18 protein-coding genes are annotated in these 21,969 nt (G+C 62.2%); 6 read left to right on the top strand and 12 right to left on the bottom strand.

Going from position 1 to position 21,969, the window contains the following annotated elements:
• Positions 1-2: 2 nt before the first annotated feature.
• Positions 3-1,130, bottom strand: a complete 1,128-nt coding sequence (dnaJ, locus tag M1D51_RS09825) for a molecular chaperone DnaJ (protein ID WP_172324709.1) — start codon at positions 1,128-1,130, stop codon at positions 3-5.
• Between the two features lie 49 nt (positions 1,131-1,179).
• A complete protein-coding gene (hrcA, locus tag M1D51_RS09820; RefSeq protein WP_172324711.1) occupies positions 1,180-2,187 on the bottom strand; it encodes a heat-inducible transcriptional repressor HrcA in 1,008 nt (335 codons plus the stop codon).
• Positions 2,188-2,367: 180 nt separating this feature from the next.
• Here hrcA and M1D51_RS09815 point away from each other — a divergent pair, with 180 nt between their 5' ends.
• Positions 2,368-3,219 carry a DUF3097 domain-containing protein gene (locus M1D51_RS09815; RefSeq protein ID WP_458109340.1) on the top strand — a complete coding sequence of 284 codons (852 nt, stop codon included), beginning with the start codon at positions 2,368-2,370 and terminating at the stop codon, positions 3,217-3,219.
• A gap of 120 nt (positions 3,220-3,339) precedes the next feature.
• On the top strand, positions 3,340-3,753 hold the full coding sequence (locus M1D51_RS09810; protein ID WP_172324715.1) for a DUF4870 domain-containing protein: 414 nt from the start codon (positions 3,340-3,342) through the stop codon (positions 3,751-3,753).
• Positions 3,754-3,835: 82 nt separating this feature from the next.
• On the opposite strand, the gene hemW is transcribed toward M1D51_RS09810, so the two are convergent.
• Complete coding sequence (hemW, locus tag M1D51_RS09805; protein ID WP_172324717.1) at positions 3,836-5,065, bottom strand: radical SAM family heme chaperone HemW; 1,230 nt, start codon at positions 5,063-5,065, stop codon at positions 3,836-3,838.
• The gene (gene lepA, locus M1D51_RS09800; RefSeq protein ID WP_011774924.1) at positions 5,066-6,919 is read right to left on the bottom strand and encodes a translation elongation factor 4; all 1,854 of its coding nucleotides are present in this window, start codon (positions 6,917-6,919) and stop codon (positions 5,066-5,068) included. It lies immediately after the preceding gene.
• Positions 6,920-7,078: 159 nt separating this feature from the next.
• Between lepA and M1D51_RS09795 the strand changes: the two genes are divergently transcribed.
• Positions 7,079-7,606: a type II toxin-antitoxin system PemK/MazF family toxin gene (locus M1D51_RS09795; RefSeq protein ID WP_458109339.1), complete on the top strand. Its 528-nt coding sequence runs from the start codon at positions 7,079-7,081 to the stop codon at positions 7,604-7,606.
• Between the two features lie 178 nt (positions 7,607-7,784).
• Positions 7,785-8,045, top strand: a complete 261-nt coding sequence (rpsT, locus tag M1D51_RS09790; RefSeq protein ID WP_054808077.1) for a 30S ribosomal protein S20 — start codon at positions 7,785-7,787, stop codon at positions 8,043-8,045.
• Positions 8,046-8,152: 107 nt separating this feature from the next.
• Here the strand turns inward: rpsT and holA are convergent, their stop codons facing one another.
• The 8 genes from holA to M1D51_RS09750 all read right to left on the bottom strand — a co-directional run bounded on the left by holA (position 8,153) and on the right by M1D51_RS09750 (position 19,950).
• The gene (gene holA, locus M1D51_RS09785; protein WP_172324721.1) at positions 8,153-9,169 is read right to left on the bottom strand and encodes a DNA polymerase III subunit delta; all 1,017 of its coding nucleotides are present in this window, start codon (positions 9,167-9,169) and stop codon (positions 8,153-8,155) included.
• Positions 9,082-10,872, bottom strand: a complete 1,791-nt coding sequence (locus M1D51_RS09780) for a ComEC/Rec2 family competence protein (protein ID WP_458109338.1) — start codon at positions 10,870-10,872, stop codon at positions 9,082-9,084. Before M1D51_RS09780 ends, holA begins: the two co-directional genes overlap by 88 nt.
• Positions 10,865-11,689 carry a helix-hairpin-helix domain-containing protein gene (locus M1D51_RS09775; RefSeq protein WP_458109337.1) on the bottom strand — a complete coding sequence of 275 codons (825 nt, stop codon included), beginning with the start codon at positions 11,687-11,689 and terminating at the stop codon, positions 10,865-10,867. The genes M1D51_RS09780 and M1D51_RS09775 overlap by 8 nt, the downstream gene beginning before the upstream one ends.
• A gap of 69 nt (positions 11,690-11,758) precedes the next feature.
• Positions 11,759-12,793, bottom strand: coding sequence for a DegV family protein (locus tag M1D51_RS09770; protein ID WP_172325856.1), 1,035 nt, complete (start codon positions 12,791-12,793; stop codon positions 11,759-11,761).
• Between the two features lie 8 nt (positions 12,794-12,801).
• The gene (gene leuS, locus M1D51_RS09765; RefSeq protein WP_458109336.1) at positions 12,802-15,330 is read right to left on the bottom strand and encodes a leucine--tRNA ligase; all 2,529 of its coding nucleotides are present in this window, start codon (positions 15,328-15,330) and stop codon (positions 12,802-12,804) included.
• Between the two features lie 304 nt (positions 15,331-15,634).
• Complete coding sequence (gene glpK, locus M1D51_RS09760) at positions 15,635-17,149, bottom strand: glycerol kinase GlpK (protein WP_458109335.1); 1,515 nt, start codon at positions 17,147-17,149, stop codon at positions 15,635-15,637.
• 93 nt (positions 17,150-17,242) lie between these two features.
• A complete protein-coding gene (locus tag M1D51_RS09755) occupies positions 17,243-17,995 on the bottom strand; it encodes an MIP/aquaporin family protein (protein WP_458109334.1) in 753 nt (250 codons plus the stop codon).
• Positions 17,996-18,168: 173 nt separating this feature from the next.
• The gene (locus M1D51_RS09750) at positions 18,169-19,950 is read right to left on the bottom strand and encodes a glycerol-3-phosphate dehydrogenase/oxidase (RefSeq protein WP_458109333.1); all 1,782 of its coding nucleotides are present in this window, start codon (positions 19,948-19,950) and stop codon (positions 18,169-18,171) included.
• Between the two features lie 122 nt (positions 19,951-20,072).
• On the opposite strand from M1D51_RS09750, the gene M1D51_RS09745 reads away from it, so the two are divergent.
• Together M1D51_RS09745 and M1D51_RS09740 are read left to right on the top strand one after the other, a co-directional pair.
• On the top strand, positions 20,073-21,035 hold the full coding sequence (locus M1D51_RS09745; RefSeq protein ID WP_172323254.1) for a sugar-binding transcriptional regulator: 963 nt from the start codon (positions 20,073-20,075) through the stop codon (positions 21,033-21,035).
• Positions 21,036-21,069: 34 nt separating this feature from the next.
• Positions 21,070-21,966 carry an aldo/keto reductase gene (locus M1D51_RS09740; protein ID WP_305849735.1) on the top strand — a complete coding sequence of 299 codons (897 nt, stop codon included), beginning with the start codon at positions 21,070-21,072 and terminating at the stop codon, positions 21,964-21,966.
• Positions 21,967-21,969: the final 3 nt, after the last annotated feature.

Genomic DNA, 21,969 nt, shown 5'->3' with positions numbered 1-21,969 from the left:
CGCTACAGGTTACCGAGCTTGTCCCGAAGCTTGGCGAACATGCCGCCGCTGGCTACGAGCTTTCCCTCGGTGAACTGCTCTCCGCGAAGCTTGGCAAGCTGCTGCAACAGTTCTTCCTGAGCAGGATCCAGCTTGCTGGGCGTTTCAACATGGAGGTGTACCTTGAGGTCGCCGCGGCCGTAACCACGCAGGTGCGTGACACCCAAGCCCCGAAGGGTGATGACTTCGCCAGATTGGGTTCCGGCCTTGACATCAATGTCCTGCGCGCCGTCGAAGGTATCCAATTGCAGTTCGGTACCAAGCGCCGCGGCCGTCATGGGCACACTGAGAGTGGCGTGGAGGTCGTCACCTTCGCGCATGAACATCGAGTCATTGTTGACCCGGATCTCCACGTAGAGGTCGCCGGAGGGACCACCTGCGGGTCCTGCTTCACCTTGGCCGGACAACTGGATCCGCGTACCCGTGGCAACACCGGCAGGAACCTTGATGGTCAGGGAGCGGCGGCTGCGGATGCGTCCTTGCCCGTTGCATTCGTTGCAGGGGTCCTTGATGACTGTGCCGAAGCCCTCGCAGGAGCCACAGGGGGCAGCGGTCATGACCTGGCCGAGGATGGACCGTACAGCGCGCTGGACTTGGCCGCTGCCGCCACAGATATCGCAGCGTTCGGGGTGGGTGCCCGGGCGGCAGCAGCTGCCGTCACAAGTGGGGCAGGTAACGGCCGTATCCACTTCGAGCTTCTTGTTGACGCCGAAAACGGCGTCCTTGAGGTCAATTCGGACGCTGATGAGTGCGTCCTGGCCGCGTCTGACACGGGAGGCGGGGCCGCCATGACCCCCGCCACCGCCAAAGAAGGTGTCGAAAATATCCTGGAACGCGAAGCCCTGGCCGGCATATCCGCCACCAAATCCGTTGTCCGTTCCATTCTCGTTACCGGTGGCATCGTAGACGCGGCGCTTCTGGGGATCGGACAGGACCTCATAAGCATGGGTCACGGCCTTGAACTGTTCCGCGACGTCCTCACCCGGGTTGACGTCCGGGTGGAGTTTCCGCGCCAACTTGCGGTACGCCTTTTTGATCTCTTCCCCGGTGGCTTCCGGCGAGACTCCCAAAACGTCATAGTGGCTGCTCAAAGTCGGTTCTCTTCCTTGTTGTACTGCGGATGTTTCTTCGGACCGGCGTTCAGCCGCCGAGAATGCGTGAAAGGTATCGGGCCACTGCCCGGACTGCGGCCATGGTGGTCGGATAATCCATGCGGGTCGGGCCAAGGATTCCTACCTTGGCACCGGAGCCGTAACCGGTGGCCACCACGGAAGCTTCCGCCAATCCGTCGTAGGGATTCTCACGGCCGATGCTGACAGTGACGCCCCGTGGGTCATCCCCCATGTCTGACAACAACCGGAGCATCACAACTTGTTCCTCGAGCGCTTCAAGTACTGGACCAATACTCAACGGGAAGTCCACGTTGGACCTGGCCAGGTTGGCCGTTCCGGCCATCAGGATGCGCTCTTCGCGACTGGTGTCGCTCAAAGCCTGCAACCCGTTCGCCAATGTTTGAGCCAGCCCGCGAAGCTCCGGCGGGCAGAGGGCAACCACTGACGGCAGGACCTGCGGCAACAGGGCCAGTTGTGTCCCTGTGATGCTGCCCAGGAACCGGGACCTCAACTGCATCAGCGCTTCATCGCCCACGGCAGACCCAGCCTCGATGACCTTCTGTCCAACGCTGCCGGTGTCGGCAATCAGCACCACCAAAACCTGTTGGGGGGCCAACAGGACAAACTCAACGTGCCGCACCAGGGCGCGGTTTGAGTGTGGATACTGCACGACGGCGACCTGGTTGGTCAGCTGCGACAGGAGCCTGACGGTGCGCTCAAGGATGTCGTCCACATCATCAGGGCCCTCAAGCAATGAATGGATGGCCCTGCGCTCGGCGGCCGAAAGGGGCTTGACCTGGGAGATGCGATCAACGAACAAGCGATAGCCCTTGTCCGTGGGAATCCGCCCGGCACTGGTATGCGGAGCTGCAATGAGGCCCTCTTCTTCAAGAACGGCCATATCATTACGGATGGTGGCGCTGGAAACTCCAAGATGATGCCGTTCCACAAGGGCCTTTGATCCAACAGGCTCCCGCGAATGCACGTAATCTTCAACGATGGCACGCAGTACTTCCAACTTGCGCGGCTCACTCATTGCTCCACCTCCTGACAACTGCCATGGTCACTGGGACCGGGTCCACTTAGCACTCAACATGCCCAAGTGCTAACCAGTCTAGTATGAGCCACCCCGTTGCTAGCATTGAACTTTCCCGGCCCAACCCGGCACAAGCCCGGCCGGCACAAACATTAACCCAGCACAAAAGGTAGGAATTCCTTGGCATTCGACACATGGGGTCCTCAGGATCTGTCAGCTCCTGCCAAACGTCAGCTGCCGGAAGTGGCGGTCCAGCGGGGGATGGTCCTGGAGGACGTCCAGTCGGGCTGGGTGGGCGAAGTCACCCGGGTCGAAATAACCGGTGGCATGCACATCGTTTCCCTGGAGGACAGGCGGGGAAAGACCAAGTCGTTTCAGCTCGGATTCGGCTTCCTGCTTGAGGGACAGCCCATCCGATTGATGCCCCCTGCCCCGCGTCAACCCGCGTCGGCTGTTCGCAACGGGCGGACAGCCTCCGGTTCGGTAAAGGTCCAAGGTCAACGCGCACAAGTGGCCAAAGCCAGCCGCATCTGGGTGGAGGGAAAGCACGACGCCGAACTCGTCGAGAAGGTCTGGGGCGACGATCTTCGAGTAGAGGGCATTGTGGTGGAGCCCTTGCATGGTGTCGATGACCTCAAATCAGCGATCTCGGCTTTCAACCCCGGCCCCGGTCGGCGTCTCGGCATCCTGGTGGACCACCTTGTGGATGGCTCCAAAGAATCCCGGATCGCCGCCGACGCTATGACGGTTCCGGGAGCCGCGGGCAACGTCCTCATTGTTGGACACCCCTATATCGATGTATGGCAGGCCATCAGGCCCAAGGTGCTTGGCATTGAGGCCTGGCCGTCCGTGCCGCGTGGAACTGACTGGAAGACCGGAATTCTGACCGCTTTCGGCTGGCCTCACGAAACCGCCGAAGACGTAGGCCTCGGCTGGCAACGGCTCCTCGGCGCAGTCCGGAGCTACGCGGACCTTGAGTCTTCGCTGCTGGGCCGGGTGGAGGAAGTCATCGACTTTCTCACAGTTCCGTGACCTTGCCCGCAAAGCAGCAGCAAGTGACGTGTCATCGTGGCGTTTGTCCTGTGAAGGCAGCCGGGGCCGGTATTCTGGGACAGCAACACCGCAGCATCTTTACAGTAAAGGGAACACACCGTGGCAGAGAACGCTCCTGAAGAACCGGGCAGCGCCGCAGGCCAGCCCCAGTACCATGGCGCGCCGGCAAACGCGCTGCCACTGACCGCCAGCGAGGACAGGCAATGGGCCACTTTGGCACACTTTGGCGGCATCCTGGGTTGCCTGCCATCGCTCCTGATTTACCTGATCTTCCGTGACCGTGGTCCTTTCACGGCTCAGGAGTCCAAGGAAGCGTTGAACTTCACCCTTCCTCCCACCATCGCTGCTGTTGTGGCCAACATCCTGGTGCTGCTGCCCGTAGTGGGCAACATCTTTGCCGTGATCGCCACCGGAATCTGGGTAGCCCTGACCTGCTTCTCCGTGTCCGCTGGAATCAGGGTCAACCATGGCCAACCGCATCGGTACAAGCTCAACCTGCGCTGGATAAAGTAACCCACCCCGCCGCAGCCTGGCCGGGCTCAGCCGGGCAGGCCGCGGGTTGGCCGGGCCAGCGGGCGTGCCGGGCCAGCGGGCGTCAGTCGGGAAGAATCCTGCGGACTACAGCGTCCGCCAAGAGGCGGCCCTTCAGCGTAAGAATCAGACGGCCCTTGAAAGCCTGCACGGGATCCACCAACTGCTCAGCTATCAGCCCGGCCATTGCATGACGCCCCACCGCGTCCAGAGCATCCACCGACAAACCTGTACCCAGCCGCGCCTCCAGCATGATGCGCTCGACTTCCCGGGTTTCGGCGTCCAAGGTCTCCCTGCCTGCCGCCGGTGAACTTCCGGCAGCCAAACGGCCCGCGTAGGCGGTGGGGTGCTTAACGTTCCACCACCGGACCCCTCCCACATGGGAGTGAGCGCCAGGGCCGATGCCCCACCAGTCATCGCCGCGCCAGTAGGCCAGGTTGTGCCGGCATGCCTGGTCCGGCGTCCGGGACCAGTTGCTGACCTCATACCAATCCAGGCCGGCTTTGGAAATCAATTCATCGGCCAACTCGTATTTGGCGGCGTGATCGTCGTCGTCAATTCCGGGCACTTCGCCGCGGCGGATCTGGGCCGCGAGCTTGGTTCCGTCTTCGACGATCAATGCGTACGCGCTGATGTGGTCAGGCTGATAGGAAAGCGCCGTCTCCAAGGACAGCCGCCAGTCGTCCATGGACTCACCCGGCGTGCCGTAGATGAGGTCCAGGCTCACCGCGAGTCCGGCTTCGCGGGCCCACTGGACCACGAGCGGCACACGGCTGGGGGTATGCGTGCGGTCAAGGACCTTCAGCACGTGAGGTACAGCTGACTGCATGCCGAACGAGACCCTGGTGAACCCGGCATCAGCCAGCACTTTGAGCGACTCAGGGGTCACGGAATCGGGATTGGCTTCGGTGGTCACCTCGGCTCCGGGCTCAAGTCCCCAATGGTGGACGGCCGCCCGTAGGATTCGTGCCAGATCTTCCGCAGGAAGGAGGGTGGGAGTACCGCCGCCAAAGAAAACAGTGCTCATGCGCCGGTGGGGCAGCCCGGAGGCCTCCAGTGCAACAGCTGCGAAGTCGAGTTCGCTCACCGCCGTTGAAGCGTAGGCATCCTGGGAGGCCCCGCCACCGAGCTCGGTGGCCGTGTAGGTGTTGAAGTCACAGTAGCCGCAGCGAACTGCGCAAAACGGGATATGGACGTAGAGCCCGAACTTACGGTGCTCGACGCCGGCCAGCACCTGCGACGGAAGTACTCCGTCCGCAGGTGCCGGATCGCCCAAAGGTAGGACGCTGGGCATCTACTTCTTGGCCTTGTCCTTGGACTCGTCGGTGGTCAGGGCTGCAATGAACGCTTCCTGGGGAACCTCGACGCGACCCACCATCTTCATGCGCTTCTTGCCTTCCTTCTGCTTTTCCAGCAGTTTGCGCTTACGGGTGATGTCACCGCCGTAGCACTTGGCAAGAACGTCCTTACGGATGGCCCGGATGCTCTCTCGGGCAATAATGCGTGATCCGATGGCTGCCTGGATGGGAACCTCGAACTGCTGCCTCGGGATGAGCTCACGGAGCTTACCCGTCATCATCACACCGTAGGCATAGGCCTTGTCACGGTGGGTAATGGCGCTGAAGGCATCCACTTGTTCACCCTGCAGCAGGATGTCGACCTTGACCAGGTCTGCCACTTGCTCGCCGTCGGCTTTCCAGTCCAGCGAAGCATAGCCGCGGGTCTTGGACTTCAAGAGGTCGAAGAAGTCGAACACGATCTCGGCCAACGGGATCCAATAGCGGAGCTCTACGCGGTCCTCGGACAGGTAGTCCATACCGCGCATCTGGCCGCGGCGGCTCTGGCAGAGTTCCATGATGGACCCAACAAACTCGTTGGGTGCCAGGATAGTGGCCGAAACCATCGGCTCGCGAACCTCGGAGATCTTGCCCGTGGGGTACTCACTGGGGTTGGTGACGTGGATGACCTTTTTGTCTTCCAGGGTCACCTCGTACTCCACGTTGGGAGCTGTGGAGATAAGGTCCAGGTTGTATTCACGCTCAAGGCGCTCACGGGTAATTTCCAGGTGCAGCAAGCCGAGGAACCCCACGCGGAATCCGAAGCCCAGTGCCGCGGACGTCTCGGGCTCGTAGACCAGAGCGGCATCGTTGAGCATCAGCTTTTCAAGGGCGTCGCGGAGCACAGGGTAGTCGGTTCCATCCAGTGGATAGAGGCCGGAGAAAACCATCGGCTTCGCATCTGCGTAACCGCTGAGTGACTCTGACGCCGGTTTGGCCAGGTTGGTGACGGTATCTCCAACCTTGGACTGCCGGACATCCTTCACGCCGGTGATCAGGTAACCCACTTCACCGACACCAAGGCCCTTTGACGGAGTGGGCTCCGGTGAGCTCACTCCAATTTCCAGGAGCTCGTGCGTTGCCCGGGTGGACATCATCTGGATGCGTTCGCGCGGGTGGAGCATGCCGTCCACCACGCGGACGTAGGTGACAACGCCGCGGTAGGTGTCATAGACGGAGTCGAAGATCATGGCCCGGGCCGGCGCGTTGGGATCGCCCACGGGAGCAGGAAGATCGCGCACAATCTTGTCCAGCAGTGCCTCGACGCCGACGCCGGTCTTACCCGAGACCTTGAGGACATCCTCCGGGTCTCCGCCAATGAGGTTGGCAAGTTCTGCCGCGTACTTCTCAGGCTGGGCAGCCGGAAGATCGATCTTGTTCAGCACAGGAATGATGGTGAGGTTGTTTTCCATTGCCAGGTACAGGTTGGCAAGAGTCTGGGCCTCAATGCCCTGGGCAGCATCCACCAGCAGCACTGCGCCTTCACAAGCGGCGAGCGAGCGGGAAACCTCGTAGGTGAAGTCGACGTGGCCGGGAGTATCGATCATGTTCAGCGCGTAGCTGTTGCCATCAAGTTCCCACGGCATGCGGACAGCCTGGGACTTGATGGTGATGCCGCGCTCACGTTCGATATCCATACGGTCCAGATACTGGGCCTTCATGTCGCGTTGCTTAACGACGCCGGTGTACTGCAGCATGCGGTCGGCCAGGGTGGACTTACCGTGGTCAATGTGGGCAATGATGCAGAAGTTCCGGATGATGGCCGGATCTGTTGCGGCGGGCACCGGTGCGGTGCGGGCCATGGGAGACACGCAGGATCCTTACTGTCGACACTCACACGGCTATTCCTGGAACCGGGCATAGGCCAGCCGGAACACGCCGCGCATCTGATCCTCTAGTGTCCCATGAACCTGCGCTTCACCGTGCATTGCGTTCCTGGCGCTGGAAGCCGCCGGCTGTAGCGTTGTCACATGGCTTTCGACTTGCGCCCCTTGGGCAAACTCATCCTGCGATCCTTCAAAGCCCTCGGCGGCAACAGCCCCAAAGCAGCCACTCCGCCAGGTGCCGGCAGGACGAAGGCCCTGCGGACCGACGTCGCGAATCAGCCAGCCGCCTATCCCGGCGACTTCCGCGGCTCCCTTAAGGTCAGCTACTCCCCCAAGCCCGATGGCCAACCGGATCCCGGCGAGATTGTGTGGAGCTGGGTCCCCTTCGAAGAGGACCACGCACGAGGCAAGGACCGGCCCGTACTCTTGGTGGGTCGGGACCGCGAATGGCTTTTGGGCCTCATGCTGACAACCAAAGACCACAACAACGGAGTGCGGGCGGCCGATTACGTTGACATAGGTACCGGCCCTTGGGACAGGCAAGGCAGGCCCAGCGAAATCAACATCGGACGCGTTATCCGGCTGGATCCTGCTGCGGTCCGGCGCGAAGGCGCCATCCTGGGCAAGGCGCAATTCCGGGAGGTAGCCCGGGCACTCCAGACTCGGCATTAGCCGTGCAGGACGCCCGGTTCTCTATAAGCCCGAACTTTCTGCTATCCTTTATAGCTGTGTGTCCGTGCAGGTCGACGGCCACTCATGGTTGGCTGCCATAGGCATCCCCACGCCGCTCAGTCGATGGCCAACCTGAAAACCCTCTAGACCATTTCCGCATTAAAAAGAGAGTTCATACGTGGCTAATATCAAGTCCCAGAAGAAGCGCATCCTCACCAACGAGAAGGCTCGCCTGCGCAACAACGCAGTCAAGTCCGAGCTGAAGACGGCCATCCGCGCCGTCACCACCGCCGTTGAGTCTGCTGACAAGGATGCTGCTGGAACTGCACTTGTTGCTGCCAGCCGCAAGCTGGACAAGGCTGTCAGCAAGGGCGTTATTCACAAGAACAACGCTGCAAACCGCAAGTCGGCGATCTCCAAGAAGGTCAACGCACTCTAAGGTTTTTCCAGTTCGACTGAGCTGATCAAAAGGCCGGCGCCCATTGGGTGCCGGCCTTTGGGTTTAAGCGGCGGTATGGGCGGCGGCGATGCCGCTGCCTGCTGGCTTCAGCGTCGACTGGCCGACATGGCAATCACTGTCACCGCGTGCTCCACGGCGTAAACAGGGTCCCGCGACTCACCCTTCACCTGCGCGTCAGCCTCTGCGATGACCTGGATGGAACGGATCAGGCCCTCGGGCGTCCATCGCCGGACATCCCGCTGCGCCTGCTCAACAAGCCACGGCTGCATTCCCAGATTCTTGGCGATGGTAGCTGGCGAACCATTGGCCCCCGCAACTTTGGCCAACGTCCGCAGCTTGGCCGCCAGCGCCGCAACCAGGGGAACCGGATCCACCCCGGTGGCCAGGGCATGCCTCAACGTGGACAATGCCACCGGCCCATTGCCTGCCATCGCAGCGTCCGCCACCTTGAACGCCGTAGCCTCGACCCGGCCGCCGTAGTAGCGCTCAACGGTCTCCGCCGTCACAGCGGTAGTGGCATCGGAGATCAACTGGTTGCACGCCGCTGCCAGCTCGGAAAGGTTGGCGCCCACTGCGTTCACCAGCGCCTGGACGGCTTCGCCCTCAATGCGGCGGCCTCCAGCCCTGAACTCCGAGACGACGAATGCTGTCTTGTCCGAGTCCTTCTTCAGCGGCTGGCAATCGATGACGGGCCAGCCGGCGGACTTCACGGCATCGAGCAACTTTTTGCCGCGCACTCCTCCGGCATGACGCAACACAAGGACGACGTCCTGGTCCGGATGCTGGAGATAGGCCAGTCCGTCGGCCAGGAAGGCGTCGTTCATGGCTTCGAGGCCCTCGACCTCAATCAGCTTGCCCTCGCCGAAGAGGGATGGCGTCACGGTCATCGCCAGGGAACCGGCCTCGTAGGAGGCTGCGTTCAGTCGGCTGAGCTCGACATCAGGGGTGGCGCTTCGCACCTGCGTCCGGATGGCGTCAATGGCCCGGATACCGAGATAATCTTCCGGTCCCATGATCAGTACGACGGCGGCCGGCGCGGCATCGCGCCAGCTGACGGTGTTCGCCGCGACGCTCTTGGCCCGGGTGTTTTGGGCAGCAGCCACAGGTGGTTCCTTCCGGACGTTTCTTTGCAAGATTCAAGTCTGCCATGTCTGCCATGGGTCCGCGTTCGGCGCTCATGCGAAGGGGACCCGGCTTGCGGCGTAGGGCCCTGCTCCCGAGGTGCCAACAGACGTTCGAGGAGCACTATCACGGCGCCATGCAGTCCCATGACGTGTCGCCGCACACGCGCCGGGTGCAACGCCATCCAGACGGCCAAGAGTGTCACCACCGAGGAGAGCACCATGGCCGCTACTCCCACCGGCCCCTCGGCCCACGGCAATGCAGCTCCCGGTAAGCCGGCAAAAAACCTTGCCACTCCCGCCACCATTCCAGCGCAGGTCCCCGCAACAGCGATGGGCACCACCGCGAGCCAGGGCAGAGCTGTGGCCAGAGGCACGGCGATCGTCCCCAAAATAGTCACCGGAGCCACCAAAGGACCCGCCGCCACGTTGGCGATAAGCGCGAACGTCGTGAACTGTGGCTGAAGCGCCACGATCACCGGACCACACAGCAGCTGCGCAGACAACGGCACGGCAACCCCGGCAGCCACCCACCGTGGTAGCCAGGCAGGGATCCATGACGCAACGCGCGCCGCAAGCAGCACAATTCCAAGGGTCGCCAGAACCGAGAGGAGAAACCCCACGTTGGCCGCCATGGCCGGGTCCAATAGCAGCAGGATGGTTGTGGCGAGGCAGAGGAAGGACAAGGACCGTCCACGCAGCCCGCCCGACAGGGCAGCCAGCCCCACTGTCCCCATGACTGCCGCCCGTAAGACGCTTGGGTCCGGCCCTACCATGATGACAAACGCCAACAGGCCGCAGGCAGCAAATGCCCCAGCTGCCGGGCGCGCCCACCGGAAGCACCGTGCCAACAAAATGAAGCCACCCAGGATAAGGGAGCAGTTGGCACCCGAGACGGCGGTTAGGTGTGTCATTCCCGTGGTCTTCATGGCCGTTTCCAGGCTTTCCGGCAAGGCGCTGGTGTCGCCTGTCACCATCCCGGGAAGCAAGCCCGCCGCATCTGGAGGCAACCAGTCAGCTGCGGAGACAAACCGTTTCCTGACGTCGGCCGCAGTTTGCCTGACATCGAACCCGGAGTCCGTCACGACAGGAGCAGAGGACGCGCTGAGAAGCGCTGCTTCTGGTTGTCCCTCCCGCACCTGCTTCAGCGTCCCGGTTGTTCGGATGCTCTGCCCCGCCCGCACATTCTGCCAGGCAGCACCGCCCGTCACAACGATGTCGGCAGTTCCACGCACCACGTTTCCCTTGGACGTGAGATCTATCAGGCTCGCATCAACCGTCCACCTGCCGTCACTGGAATGCCCCGGTGCAGGCGCCGGCGCTGGGCTGCCCGTGATGAGTATGTGGACCACGACTCCCTCATCGGCGGCCATCGCCGGGGCCAGTGGTCCGTTCTCACGGTTGCCGGCGATGACAGCGCAATGAACCGCAACAGCGGCCCCCAGGGCACAAGCGAGGGCGAAGGTGGCGAACATTGTTCTGGGCCGAACCCCGGACGGCCTTTGGCGATGCCCCATAGCCAGGAACACCCCGCCAGAGACGCCCAGTGCGACCGCCAACACAGCGGACCAGACCCCATCAACGAAGCCACCTGCCAGCGCTGCAGACCACGTCACCACCGCCACAGGCACGAGCCTCAGGTCTGTGCGTTTTCCTGCTTCAGGACCTCCGACGGACTCAGCCACCCTGCACCGTCACAAGGTCTTTGAGGGACTCCATGAGCTTGGGCCCAATCCCGTCAATGGCATCCAGTTCATCCACCGATGCGAACGATCCGTGCTCTTTCCGCCAGTCCAGAATTCGCTGGGCGGTCACTGGCCCCACCCTGGGCAACGTCCCCAACTCCTCCAAGGTGGCAGTGTTGATGTTAACCTTCGCGGCCCCTCCGCTGGAACTGCCAGTGCCAGTACTGCCGGCAGGCGCAGACGGGGCGGCTTGCGGCGCCTCCCCCGCTACTGGAACGACCACCTTGGCTCCATCGCCAAGCACCTCGGCAAGGTTCAGCCCGCCGAGTTCAGCGTTTGGCGCTGCACCTCCAGCCGCATCAATGGCTTGAAAGACGCGACTACCGAGCGGCAACGAAACAACACCGGGCTTCTGCACAGCTCCCGCTACATGAACAAGCAGGCTCCCTTGAGCCTCCGACCCCGCTGGCCGCGGCGATTCTGACGAATCCGGAACAACGGGGCCAACAGACGTGGACGGATCCAACGGTTCTGATGTTGGCTGGCCCAGGGAAGACTGCCATAAATGCCACGCGATGAGCCCTGCCCCTACCAATGCCAGGAGTATCGCTACGCGCCACGGGGCCCTCCATCGAAGCCTGGACCCGTGCACGAACTCACCAGGCTCGCCCTCGTCGCCCACTGGATCGGAGGGATAGTTGTCCGGTAACTCCAACAGTGAAGGTGTCCGGGTGTCTCCGGCCAAACGGGAGGTAAAACGCTGCCGTGCTGCCTGCGCTGCGGCGTCTGGGGAGGCATCCCGGTTCCGGCGTGGCATCTTTTGAGCCTATGGCTCCTCCTGAGGGAATGACGCGGCCGAAGTGCTCTATGTGGATAAGAGGACCAATCAGTCCGTTGGCGTGCTGCTCTCCCCCACGATGACCGCAAGAACGCCTAAGCCTGCATGTGCTGCCAGCACAGCCGGGAGCGCACTGATTTGAGGTGCCGGACATTCCGGACACTTCTCGTTCAGCCGGGCGGCCAGGGCTTCAGCCTCCATCTGGTTGCCGAAGTGGTGAACTGCCAAACGCTGCTGTCCGACCGGGCGGGAAGCAACATCCGCTGCAACGATCTCCTCCAAGCGAGCCACGGCGCGCACAGCGGAACGGACCTTTTCCAGCGGAACGATCCTGCCGCCGTCGACCGCCAAAATGGGCTTGATGGCCAGGACTGTACCCAACAAGGACGCAGCGGCACCGATTCGGCCTCCACGGCGCAACTGTTCAAGGCTGGGCACGTAGAAGTAGACCTTGGTGCGCTCCATGCGCCGCTCAGCGAAGCCACGGACTTCTGCAGCCTCCTGCCCATCGGCAGCGGCAACCACCGCACTTTGGACCCCCATGCCCTGCGCCATGCCCACCGTGCGGGAATCCACCACCTCCACGGGAATGCTGACGCGGGCTGCAGCCAGTCGGGCGGCATCGGCGGTGCCGGAGAGTTCGGATGAAATGTGGATGGACACCACGGATTCGAAGCCGCGCCGCTGGGCTGCGAGGTAGGCCTGTTCAAACTGCCCGGGTGATGGTCGTGACGTCTTGACCGAGGCGCCTGAAGCGAGAGCCAAAGACAGGGTTTGGGTGATGTCGTCTTCGCCCTCACCGTAAATTTCGTTGCCCACCATGACCGGCATGGGGACAACCGCAAGCCGTCCGTCGGCGGTGAAGGCCGAGACCCAGTCCGGCGGCAGGGCAGCTGCGGAGTCAGTAACCACGGCGGTCTTTACGACGGCGGCCAGCGGCACGTCAGCTACTGGAACCGGCGCGCTGGGCTGCCTAAGGCGCGCCACTCTTTCCTTCAGCCATATCCATGCGGGTGGTTCTCGCTCAGGCACGCAACCTCCAAAGATGATGGCTGGCCGCCGGCACAGTGCCGGCGGCCGCACCATCCCTGCTAGGCAGGGACGATGTTCACCAGTTTAGGTGCCCGCACGATCACAGTGCGGATGCCGCGGCCGTCCATGGCCCGCTGAACGTTCTCCGAGGCCAATGCAAGCTCACGCAGCTCGTCCTCAGTGATGTTCGGCGAAACTTCCAAGCGGTCGCGAACCTTGCCCTGGACCTGAACCACAGCGGTGACGGTGTCCTGAACCAACAGCGCGTCATCGTGCTTGGGCCAGCCTGCATTGGCTACTGATGCCGGGTGACCGAGGGTGTTCCAGAGGTCTTCGGCCGTGTACGGCGCGAAGAGGCTCAGGATCACTGCCACGGCTTCCACCGCTTCACGAACGGCAGGATCTGCTGCACCTGCGCCCGAGTCGATGGTCTTGCGGGTAGCGTTGACCAACTCCATCAGACGGGCCACCACAACGTTGAACTTGTTGTTGTCCAACAGTTCAGCGGCGTCGGCGATGGTCTTGTGGGTAACCGTCCGCAAGGCGCGGTCACCAGTTGCCGGGTCTACACCCGGCTCGCTGCTGACGTCCTGGCCCAGCCGCCAGGCCCGGGCCAGGAACTTGGCGGAGCCGGACGGCGATACGTCCGCCCAGTCGACGTCGTCTTCCGGTGGGGAGGCAAAGACCATGGTGAGGCGCACGGCGTCGACGCCGAACTTGTCCAGCTGCTCTCCGAGGTCTACACCGTTGCCCAAGGACTTGCTCATGGCCTTGCCGCCGTTGAGCACCTGGCCCTGGTTGAGCAGCGCCGAGAACGGTTCGTTGGCTTCGATCAGTCCGATGTCCTTGATGACCTTGGTGAAGAAGCGGGCGTAGAGCAGGTGCAGGATGGCGTGCTCAACGCCGCCTACGTACTGTCCAACCGGCATCCAGTTGTTGATCTTTTCAGGATCGAACGGGCCCTCGGTGTATTCCGGGGACACGAAGCGCAGGAAGTACCACGACGAGTCCACGAACGTGTCCATGGTGTCGGTATCGCGCTGTGCGGCACGGCCACAATTGGGGCACTCAACGTTAACCCATTCGACGGCGGCGGCCAACGGGGAGGTTCCCTTCGGAGACAACGCCTCACCGCGCAGGTTATCGGGCAACCTGACGGGCAGTTGGTCATCGGGGACGGGCACTTCTCCACATTCACCGCAGTGGATGATGGGGATGGGGGTGCCCCAGAAACGTTGGCGGCTCAGCAACCAGTCACGCAACCGGAAGTTGACGAATTTCTCGCCCGTTCCAAGCTTCTCCAGGATCTGGATCGCGGCCGGAATTGCCTCGGACTTGGACAAGCCATCCAGGTCACCGGAATTCTTGAGCGTGCCTTCGCCCGTAGTGGCTACACCGGTCTCCGAAGGATCCTGGGCACCGGTTTCCAACACTGCCCGGACGGGCAGGTTGAAGGCCTTGGCGAAGTCGAGGTCACGCTGGTCGTGCGCAGGCACGGCCATGATGGCACCCGTGCCGTAGTCGGCCAGCACGTAATCAGCGGCCCATACCGGGAGCTTCTCGCCATTGAGGGGGTTGATGGCGTAACGGCCGGTAAAGACGCCGGTCTTCTCACGTTCAGTGGACTGACGCTCAATTTCAGAGAGAGCCTTGACCTTCTCGCGGTACGCCATGAGTTCGTCGTGCTGTTCCGGGGTGACCAGGTCCAAGGCCAAATGCGCGTCAGCGGCGACCACGAAGAAGGTAGCACCGTAGAGGGTGTCCGGACGGGTGGTGAAGACAGTCACTTCGCGCTCGGCCCGCTCTTGGGCGGCCTCGATGACGAAACGCACGTGGGCGCCTTCGGAGCGGCCGATCCAGTTGCGCTGCATGGCCAGAACGCGCTCAGGCCAGTGACCCTGCAGCTGGTCCATGTCCTCCAGCAAGCGGTCTGCGTAGTCGGTGATCTTGAAGTACCACTGGTTCAACGACTTCTTGGTGACAGGCGTGCCGCAGCGTTCGCAGGCGCCGTTGACAACCTGCTCGTTCGCCAGAACCGTGAGGTCCTTGGGGCACCAGTTGACCGGTGAGTCTTTTCGGTAGGCCAGGCCACGCTCGTAGAAGCGCTTGAACAGCCACTGGGTCCACCGATAGTACTCAGGATCCGAGGTGTGGATGCGGCGGGACCAGTCAGCGGAGATGGCGTACCGCTTGAACGACGCCGCCTGGGTGTCGATGTTCGCGTAGGTCCACTCACTGGGGTGCGCATTGCGCTTGATGGCAGCATTCTCAGCCGGCAGGCCAAAAGAGTCCCAGCCAATGGGATGCAGGACGTCGAAGCCCTTCTGGCGCAAGTAGCGAGCAACCACATCGCCCATTGCAAAGGCTTCAGCGTGGCCCATGTGAAGGTCGCCGGAAGGGTAGGGGAACATGTCCAGCACGTAGCGGCGCTCCCGCGAACCGTCGTCCGCCGGCGTGAAGACTTTGAGGTCTTCCCAGACCTGTGGCCATTTGGCTTCCATCGCAGCGAAGCTGTAGACGCCCTCTTCAGGCGTTTCAGCTGCGGCTGCCTGTGCTGTTCCGGTCTCTGTCTCCGGCTGAACGCTCACTGCTGCCCTCTTCTGTTCTTCGGTGGCGGTTTTGACTCCTGCTATGGGACCGGAAGGTCCCGGACACACAAAAGCCCCTCAACAATGGAGGGGCGGCCGCACGGCTAAATAAAGCCGGGCGGCTAGCTAAGCAGAAGGATCGCACGCATAGATCTACAATAGCGCACGATTATCCATCCACTCACCGGCAAATCATGGTTGGCGGCGCATCGCCAAACGTCGAAAAAGGGGCCGATGACTCCCCGCCATGGTGTGGTGGGCACCGCGAAGCAGGCAGGCGGGAGTTATCGGCCCCTTTTTTGAACTACTTAACGTCCTCGTCGACCCAATCCATGGACTTTGTCACGGCCTTCTTCCAGAGGCGCAGCTGCCGCTCCTGCTCCTCTGCCGGAAGTTGCGGTTCCCAGCGCTTGTCTTCGTTCCAGTTGGCGCTGAGCTCGCCCAGGTCCTTCCAGAACCCGACGGCGAGACCGGCCGCGTATGCAGCGCCGAGGGCCGTGGTTTCCACTACCTTGGGACGGACCACCGGTACGCCCAGGATGTCTGCCTGGAACTGCATGAGGGCCTCGTTGGCGACCATTCCGCCGTCGACCTTCAACTCGGTCAGGGGTACGCCGGAGTCCGCGTTGACAGCGTCCAGGACCTCGCGGGTTTGGAAGGCAGTTGCTTCCAGCGCCGCACGGGCAATGTGTCCCTTGTTGGCGAAGCGCGTGAGCCCGACGATCGCACCGCGGGCATCTGCGCGCCAGTAGGGTGCGAAGAGGCCGGAGAAGGCAGGGACGATATAGACGCCACCGTTGTCCTTGACACCGGCAGCCAACTCCTCAACTTCCGGAGCGGAACTGATCATGCCCAGGTTGTCGCGGAGCCACTGGATCAAGGAACCGGTAACAGCGATGGAACCTTCCAGCGCGTAGTGCGGCTTGGCGTCGCCCAGCTTGTATCCCAGCGTGGTGAGGAGGCCGTTCTTGGAGTGAACAATTTCCTCACCTGTGTTGAAGATCAGGAAGCAACCCGTCCCGTAGGTGTTTTTCGCTTCGCCGGGCTGGAATGCCGCCTGGCCGAAGGTGGCTGCCTGCTGGTCGCCCAGGATACCGGCAACCGGAGTTTCGCGGAGAAGCTGGGAGGTGTGGACCTGGCCATAGACCTCAGAGGAGGACTTAATGGTGGGCATCATGGAGGCCGGGACACCAAAGACGTCCAGGATTTCCTGGTCCCATTGAAGGGTTTCCAGGTCCATGAAGAGCGTGCGCGATGCGTTGGTGACGTCGGTGACGTGGACGCCGCCGTCCACGCCGCCGGTCAGGTTCCACAGAACCCAGGCGTCCGTGTTACCGAAGAGGAGATCGCCGGCTTCCGCACGTTCGCGGGCGCCATCGACGTTGTCCAGGATCCATTTGATCTTGGTCCCCGAGAAATAGGTGGCCAGTGGCAGGCCAACCTTCTGTTTGAATCGTTCGAGCCCGCCGTCCTGTGCCAGTTGGTCGACGATCGGCTGGGTACGGGTGTCCTGCCAAACGATGGCGTTGTAGACAGCTTCTCCGGTGTTCTTGTCCCACACCACAGCTGTTTCGCGCTGGTTGGTGATACCGACTGCGGCGATATCGTGCCGGGTCAGGTTCGCCTTGGACAGGGCCGAGGCAATGACCTCGCGGGTGTTGTTCCAGATTTCGGCGGGGTTGTGCTCAACCCAGCCGGCCTGCGGAAAAATCTGCTCATGCTCCATCTGGCCGGTTGAAACGATGTTGCCGGAGTGGTCGAAAACGATGGCGCGGGAGCTGGTGGTGCCCTGATCAATGGCGATGACGTATTGATTCATGGTGACGTCCTTGTCTCAGTGTTGGTCGTTGCTGGTTTCTCAGTGGTTATCTCAGAGGTGATTGAGGGTGTGTGCGGTTGAGTGCGCGAAGGATCAGCCGGCGATCGCGGGCATGATGTCGGGAACCCACATGGCCACCAGGCCGGCAAGGGCGCCGCCGACCAGCGGTCCAACAACGGGGACCCAGGCGTAGGCCCAGTCGCTGCTTCCCTTGCCCTTGATAGGCAGAAGGGCGTGGGCGATGCGGGGGCCGAGGTCACGTGCGGGGTTGATGGCGTAGCCGGTGGGGCCACCGAGGGAAACGCCGATACCAACGACGAGCAGTGCCACAGCCAGCGGACCGAGTTGGTGGGGAGTACCGCCAAAGGTCAGGATGACGAAGACCAGGACGAACGTGCCGATGATTTCCGTGATGAGGTTCCATGGCGTGGAACGAATGGCCGGTCCGGTGGAGAAGGTGCCCAGCTTGTTCGCTGCAAGGGGCTCCTCGTCGAAGTGCTGCTTGTAGGCGAGCCAGCAAACGACGGCACCCAGGAAGGCGCCCAGCAATTCAGCGCCGAAGTAGGTCAGGGTGGAGGCGAACGTGACGGCCACATCCGGGGCGTACTCTGCCTTGCCGTTGACCAGCAGGCCCAACGTCACAGCAGGGTTCAGGTGCGCACCGGACTTTGCGGCCACGAAAACGCCCGCGAAGACCGCAATGCCCCAGCCCCACGTCACCATCAAGAATCCACCGTTGTTGCCCTTGGTGCCTTTGAGCGCAACGTTTGCCACGACACCGCAACCCAGCAGGGTCAGCATCATGGTTCCGAATACTTCGGAAAGGAAAACAATTCCAAGAGACATCTTTGACTCCTCATTTTTTCTGTTGTCAGCCTCCTCGCGGGTGAGGAGGCTGTTTGGGACGGTTCCGTTGTCTCCGGAACCGTCCCGGTGTGGTGGTCCCCCGTCGGGCCCACCTACCCCGTTCCGTCCCTGCCGCACGCAGGGACGGTCAAGCTGTCGGACGCCGCTTGGCCTCAGGCTACGAGGCTGTGCACGTCAACCTTGTGGAACCGCTGCAGGACGTCCTGGGCGTGACGGATTTCTGCTTCGCGGGCAGCAGCATCCCACCCGAGCGGTTCGGCCAATGCCGCGGCTGTTTCATTGAGCAGTTCTCCGGTCACCAGGCCACGGAACGCCAGGGAGGTCCTGCGGATGAGAACATCAACCAGATGCCCGATCTGCTCGTGCTCAGCCATGAACGCCAGTTCCCGGACGCTCAGTTCACGGGTGGAACGCAAGGGCTGGTCCTGCCCTGCGTTGAGGTACTCGATCACGGCTTCAGCCCGGGTTCCGTATCGGGTCAGCAACCCGGCTACCCGGTCGGCGTCCAAGCCCGGACCCATGTGCTTCTTGATCCATTCCTGTTCACCTTGTTCAGTGGAAGGGAAACCGGCCCCGCCGCCGATGGCGAGTTTCGCCGTCGAGACTTTGCGTTCCATGCCCAGTTCGCGGAGGACGTCGTTGGTCATGTGTTCGGCCAAGGCCCGGAAAGTAGTCCATTTACCGCCCACCAAGCTCAGTACGACGGCGGCCTTACCGCCTGGTGTTGCCACCGCACCGTCACCGGCGCGGACGCTGCGTTCAATGCGGTAATCACGCGAGACAAAGCCGGGCTGGGTTTCGTCGTGGCGGGGCAACGGGCGGACGCCCGCGAAACTGTAGACGATCTGGTCCCGCTCCACCTTGATGGTGGGGAATACGTGTCCTACCAAGTCGAAGAAGTAGTCGATCTCTTCTTCCGTGCACACGGCGTCTTCGGACATGTCCGCGTCAACGTCGGTGGTGCCCACCAGGACGCGGTCACCCATGGGGTAGATGAGGACGATGCGGCCGTCGGTGTGTTCGAAGAAGATTTCGCGTCCATTGCACGCCGCGAGCAGTTCCGGGTGGTCCAAAACAATGTGTGAGCCCTTGGTGCCGCCCATGAACTTGCTGACGGCGCCCATGGCCTGGTTGGTGAGGTCCACCCAGGCGCCGGTGGTGTTCACGATGACGTCTGCCTGGAAGTCGAATTCCTTGCCGGTCAATTCATCCCGGAGCCTGACTCCGTCCGAATCCATGGAGACGAGCGAGACGTAGTTGCTGGCTCGAGCGCTCCCTCCGGGGAGTCCGGAGCCAAGGCCGGCTTTCTCGCCGTCCTGCAGGACGTCGAGGGTCAGGCGCTCCGGGTTGTGCACGGAAGCATCAAAGTACGTAGCGGCGTACTTGATACCTGAGTGGAGCTTGGGAAGCTCGGCCAGGGCTTTCGTCCGGCCGCGGAACTGGTGGCGGGGTACGCTGCCGCCATCGCGGGAGAAGAAGTCATACATGCTCAGGCCCACCTTGATGAGGAACGCACCGCGCTCCTTGGGCTTGCCCTGCTTGTGGGTCAGGAAGCGCATGGGGGCGGACAGAATGCCTGAGAACGTGCTGAAAATCGGGATGGTGGTCTGCAGCGGCTTGACGTAGTGCGGGGCAATACGCAGGAGCCTGTTGCGCTCAACCACGGATTCCTGGACCAGGCGGAACTCGCCGTTTTCGAGGTAGCGGATGCCACCGTGGATCATGTGGGAGGACGCGCCACTGGCACCTTGGCAGTAGTCACCTCGTTCAACAAGTGCGACATCGACCCCTTGAAGGGCCAGATCGCGGAACGTTCCGACACCATTGATGCCACCGCCGATGATGAGTACCTTGGCCGAAGGCCGCTCCTGCAGTGCAACGACGGAGTCGCGCTGTGCGTGCTGTGAGGTACCGGAAATCTTGTTGTGTCCCAAAACTGCTCCCTTGGGCTTGGTTCGTGCGCCGCGCCACTCGCTGCTGCACCGTTCACCACTAATCTTGCGAAGGTGGAAAATGGAGTCAAGCTATTTGCACAAACGTGCAGTAAGGAAATGAGATGGCACGATCACGTCACTCGGATGCGCTCCGGGCTGCACAGATGTATTACTTGCAGGACTTGACCATGGATGCGATTGCACGGGAGTTGCGAACGTCCCGGTCCACCGTGTCCCGGCTCCTGTCTTCGGCCCGCGAAACCGGCTTGGTCCAGGTTCAGATTCGGAGCCCTTTCGACACCGGCCCCGAGTTGGAAAGCCAGATCCGCAACCAGTACGGAGTGGATGTCCACGTGGTTCCAGTGCTGGATACGCTCAACGAAGCGGAGACCCTGGACCGCGTCGCCATGCAAGCTGCACGGACAATAGGACCGTTGGTGGACTCAAATGCCATCATCGGCGTGGCATGGGGTGCGACGCTGAGCGCAGTCAGCCGCCACCTCACCCGCAAAGTGACGCACGACAGCATCGTGGTCCAACTCAACGGTGCTGGAAACATGCAAACCACTGGCATCACCTATGCCAGCGACATCATGCGCCGCTTCGGCAGCGCCTACGGCGCCCGCGTGGAACAGTTTCCCGTCCCGGCGTTCTTTGATCACGCATCCACCAAAACGGCCATGTGGAATGAGCGCAGCGTTCAACGCATCCTCGATTTACAGGCGCGTATGAGCATTGCCATCTTTGGCGTCGGGTCGGTCGATTCGGACTACCCGAGCCACGTTTATGCCGGCGGTTACCTCGATGAACACGACCTCACCATGCTGGCCGCCGATGATGTGGTGGGCGACGTCGCCACGGTCTTTTTCCGCAGCGACGGGTCCTCGGACGGCATTACCCTCAACGCGAGGTCCACTGGACCCAGCCATGAGCAGTTGCGGCAGGTCAGGCGCCGGATCTGCGTGGTCTCCGGGGCCTCCAAAATCAATGGCCTCCAAGGGGCTTTAGCCGCTGGGCTGGCCACGGACCTCATCCTGGACGAAGCCTCAGCCAGACGCCTGGTGAGTTTCAACGGCCATTCCTGAAGCAATCGTGCAAGGAATGGGTAGAGTCGTTGCTATGAGATCCCCCTCCAAGCTGACATCGAACCGGCTGGCATTGAACAACGGCGTACAGATGGACCGCCTGGGGTTCGGACTCTACAAAGTGCCCGCTAAAGACGCCGAAGCTTTGGTTTCCACGGCCCTGGGCGAGGGCTACCGCCGATTCGATACCGCCGCGATGTACGGCAACGAAGCTGGAGTGGGCCGTGCTCTGGGCGGCGCCATCGGTGATGCCGCGGAGGCCAACAGAGGCACCGGCGGCTCCGGCGAGTCGGTGCACGCACTGGCACGCGAGGACGTCTTCGTCACCACCAAGGTTTGGAACGATGACCAGGGCTACGATGCGACAGTGCGGGCCTTCAACACCTCCATAGCGAATCTTGGCCTCGATTACGTGGACCTCTACCTCATCCATTGGCCGTGCGCCGGGCGCGGGCTCTTTGCAGAGACGTACAAGGCCATGGAGACGCTTTACCGCGAAGGAAAAGTGCGGGCCATTGGAGTGTCCAACTTCCAACCGGCACACCTCGACGAGCTCATGCAAAAAGCAGAGGTTGTGCCCGCCGTGAACCAGATCGAACTGCACCCTTGGCTGCAGCAGGCCAGGCTGCGGACTTTGCACGAGCAACTCGGAATCCGCACAGAGGCCTGGAGTCCCCTGGGCCGGGGGCAAGTGTTGTCAGATCCTGCCATTATTTCCCTGGCGGAAAAGTACGGCAGAACCCCTGCCCAAGTGATTCTCCGCTGGCATCTTCAAGTGGGGAACCTGGTCATCCCGAAGGCAAGCTCGGCCGGACGGATCAAGGAGAACCTTGCAGTGTTCGATTTTGAACTGGAAGCACCGGACATGGACGGCATCGCCGGGCTGGAGCGCCACCATCGAACGGGTTCGCACCCGGACAACGTGAACTAGGAA

It is taken from the genome of Arthrobacter sp. R3-55, assembly GCF_054161505.1.
Note: the sequence above shows the minus strand (reverse complement) of the source record. Positions and strands in the feature narration are given on the sequence as shown.

Coding starts and splice junctions, on each gene's coding strand:
- M1D51_RS09740 (WP_305849735.1), top strand. CDS start 21,070: ATGAGATCCCCCTCCAAGCTGACATCGAACCGGCTGGCATTGAACAAC.
- M1D51_RS09795 (WP_458109339.1), top strand. CDS start 7,079: ATGGCTTTCGACTTGCGCCCCTTGGGCAAACTCATCCTGCGATCCTTC.
- hemW (WP_172324717.1), bottom strand. CDS start 5,065: ATGCCCAGCGTCCTACCTTTGGGCGATCCGGCACCTGCGGACGGAGTA.
- M1D51_RS09745 (WP_172323254.1), top strand. CDS start 20,073: ATGGCACGATCACGTCACTCGGATGCGCTCCGGGCTGCACAGATGTAT.
- hrcA (WP_172324711.1), bottom strand. CDS start 2,187: ATGAGTGAGCCGCGCAAGTTGGAAGTACTGCGTGCCATCGTTGAAGAT.
- M1D51_RS09775 (WP_458109337.1), bottom strand. CDS start 11,689: ATGCCACGCCGGAACCGGGATGCCTCCCCAGACGCCGCAGCGCAGGCA.
- M1D51_RS09755 (WP_458109334.1), bottom strand. CDS start 17,995: ATGTCTCTTGGAATTGTTTTCCTTTCCGAAGTATTCGGAACCATGATG.
- glpK (WP_458109335.1), bottom strand. CDS start 17,149: ATGAATCAATACGTCATCGCCATTGATCAGGGCACCACCAGCTCCCGC.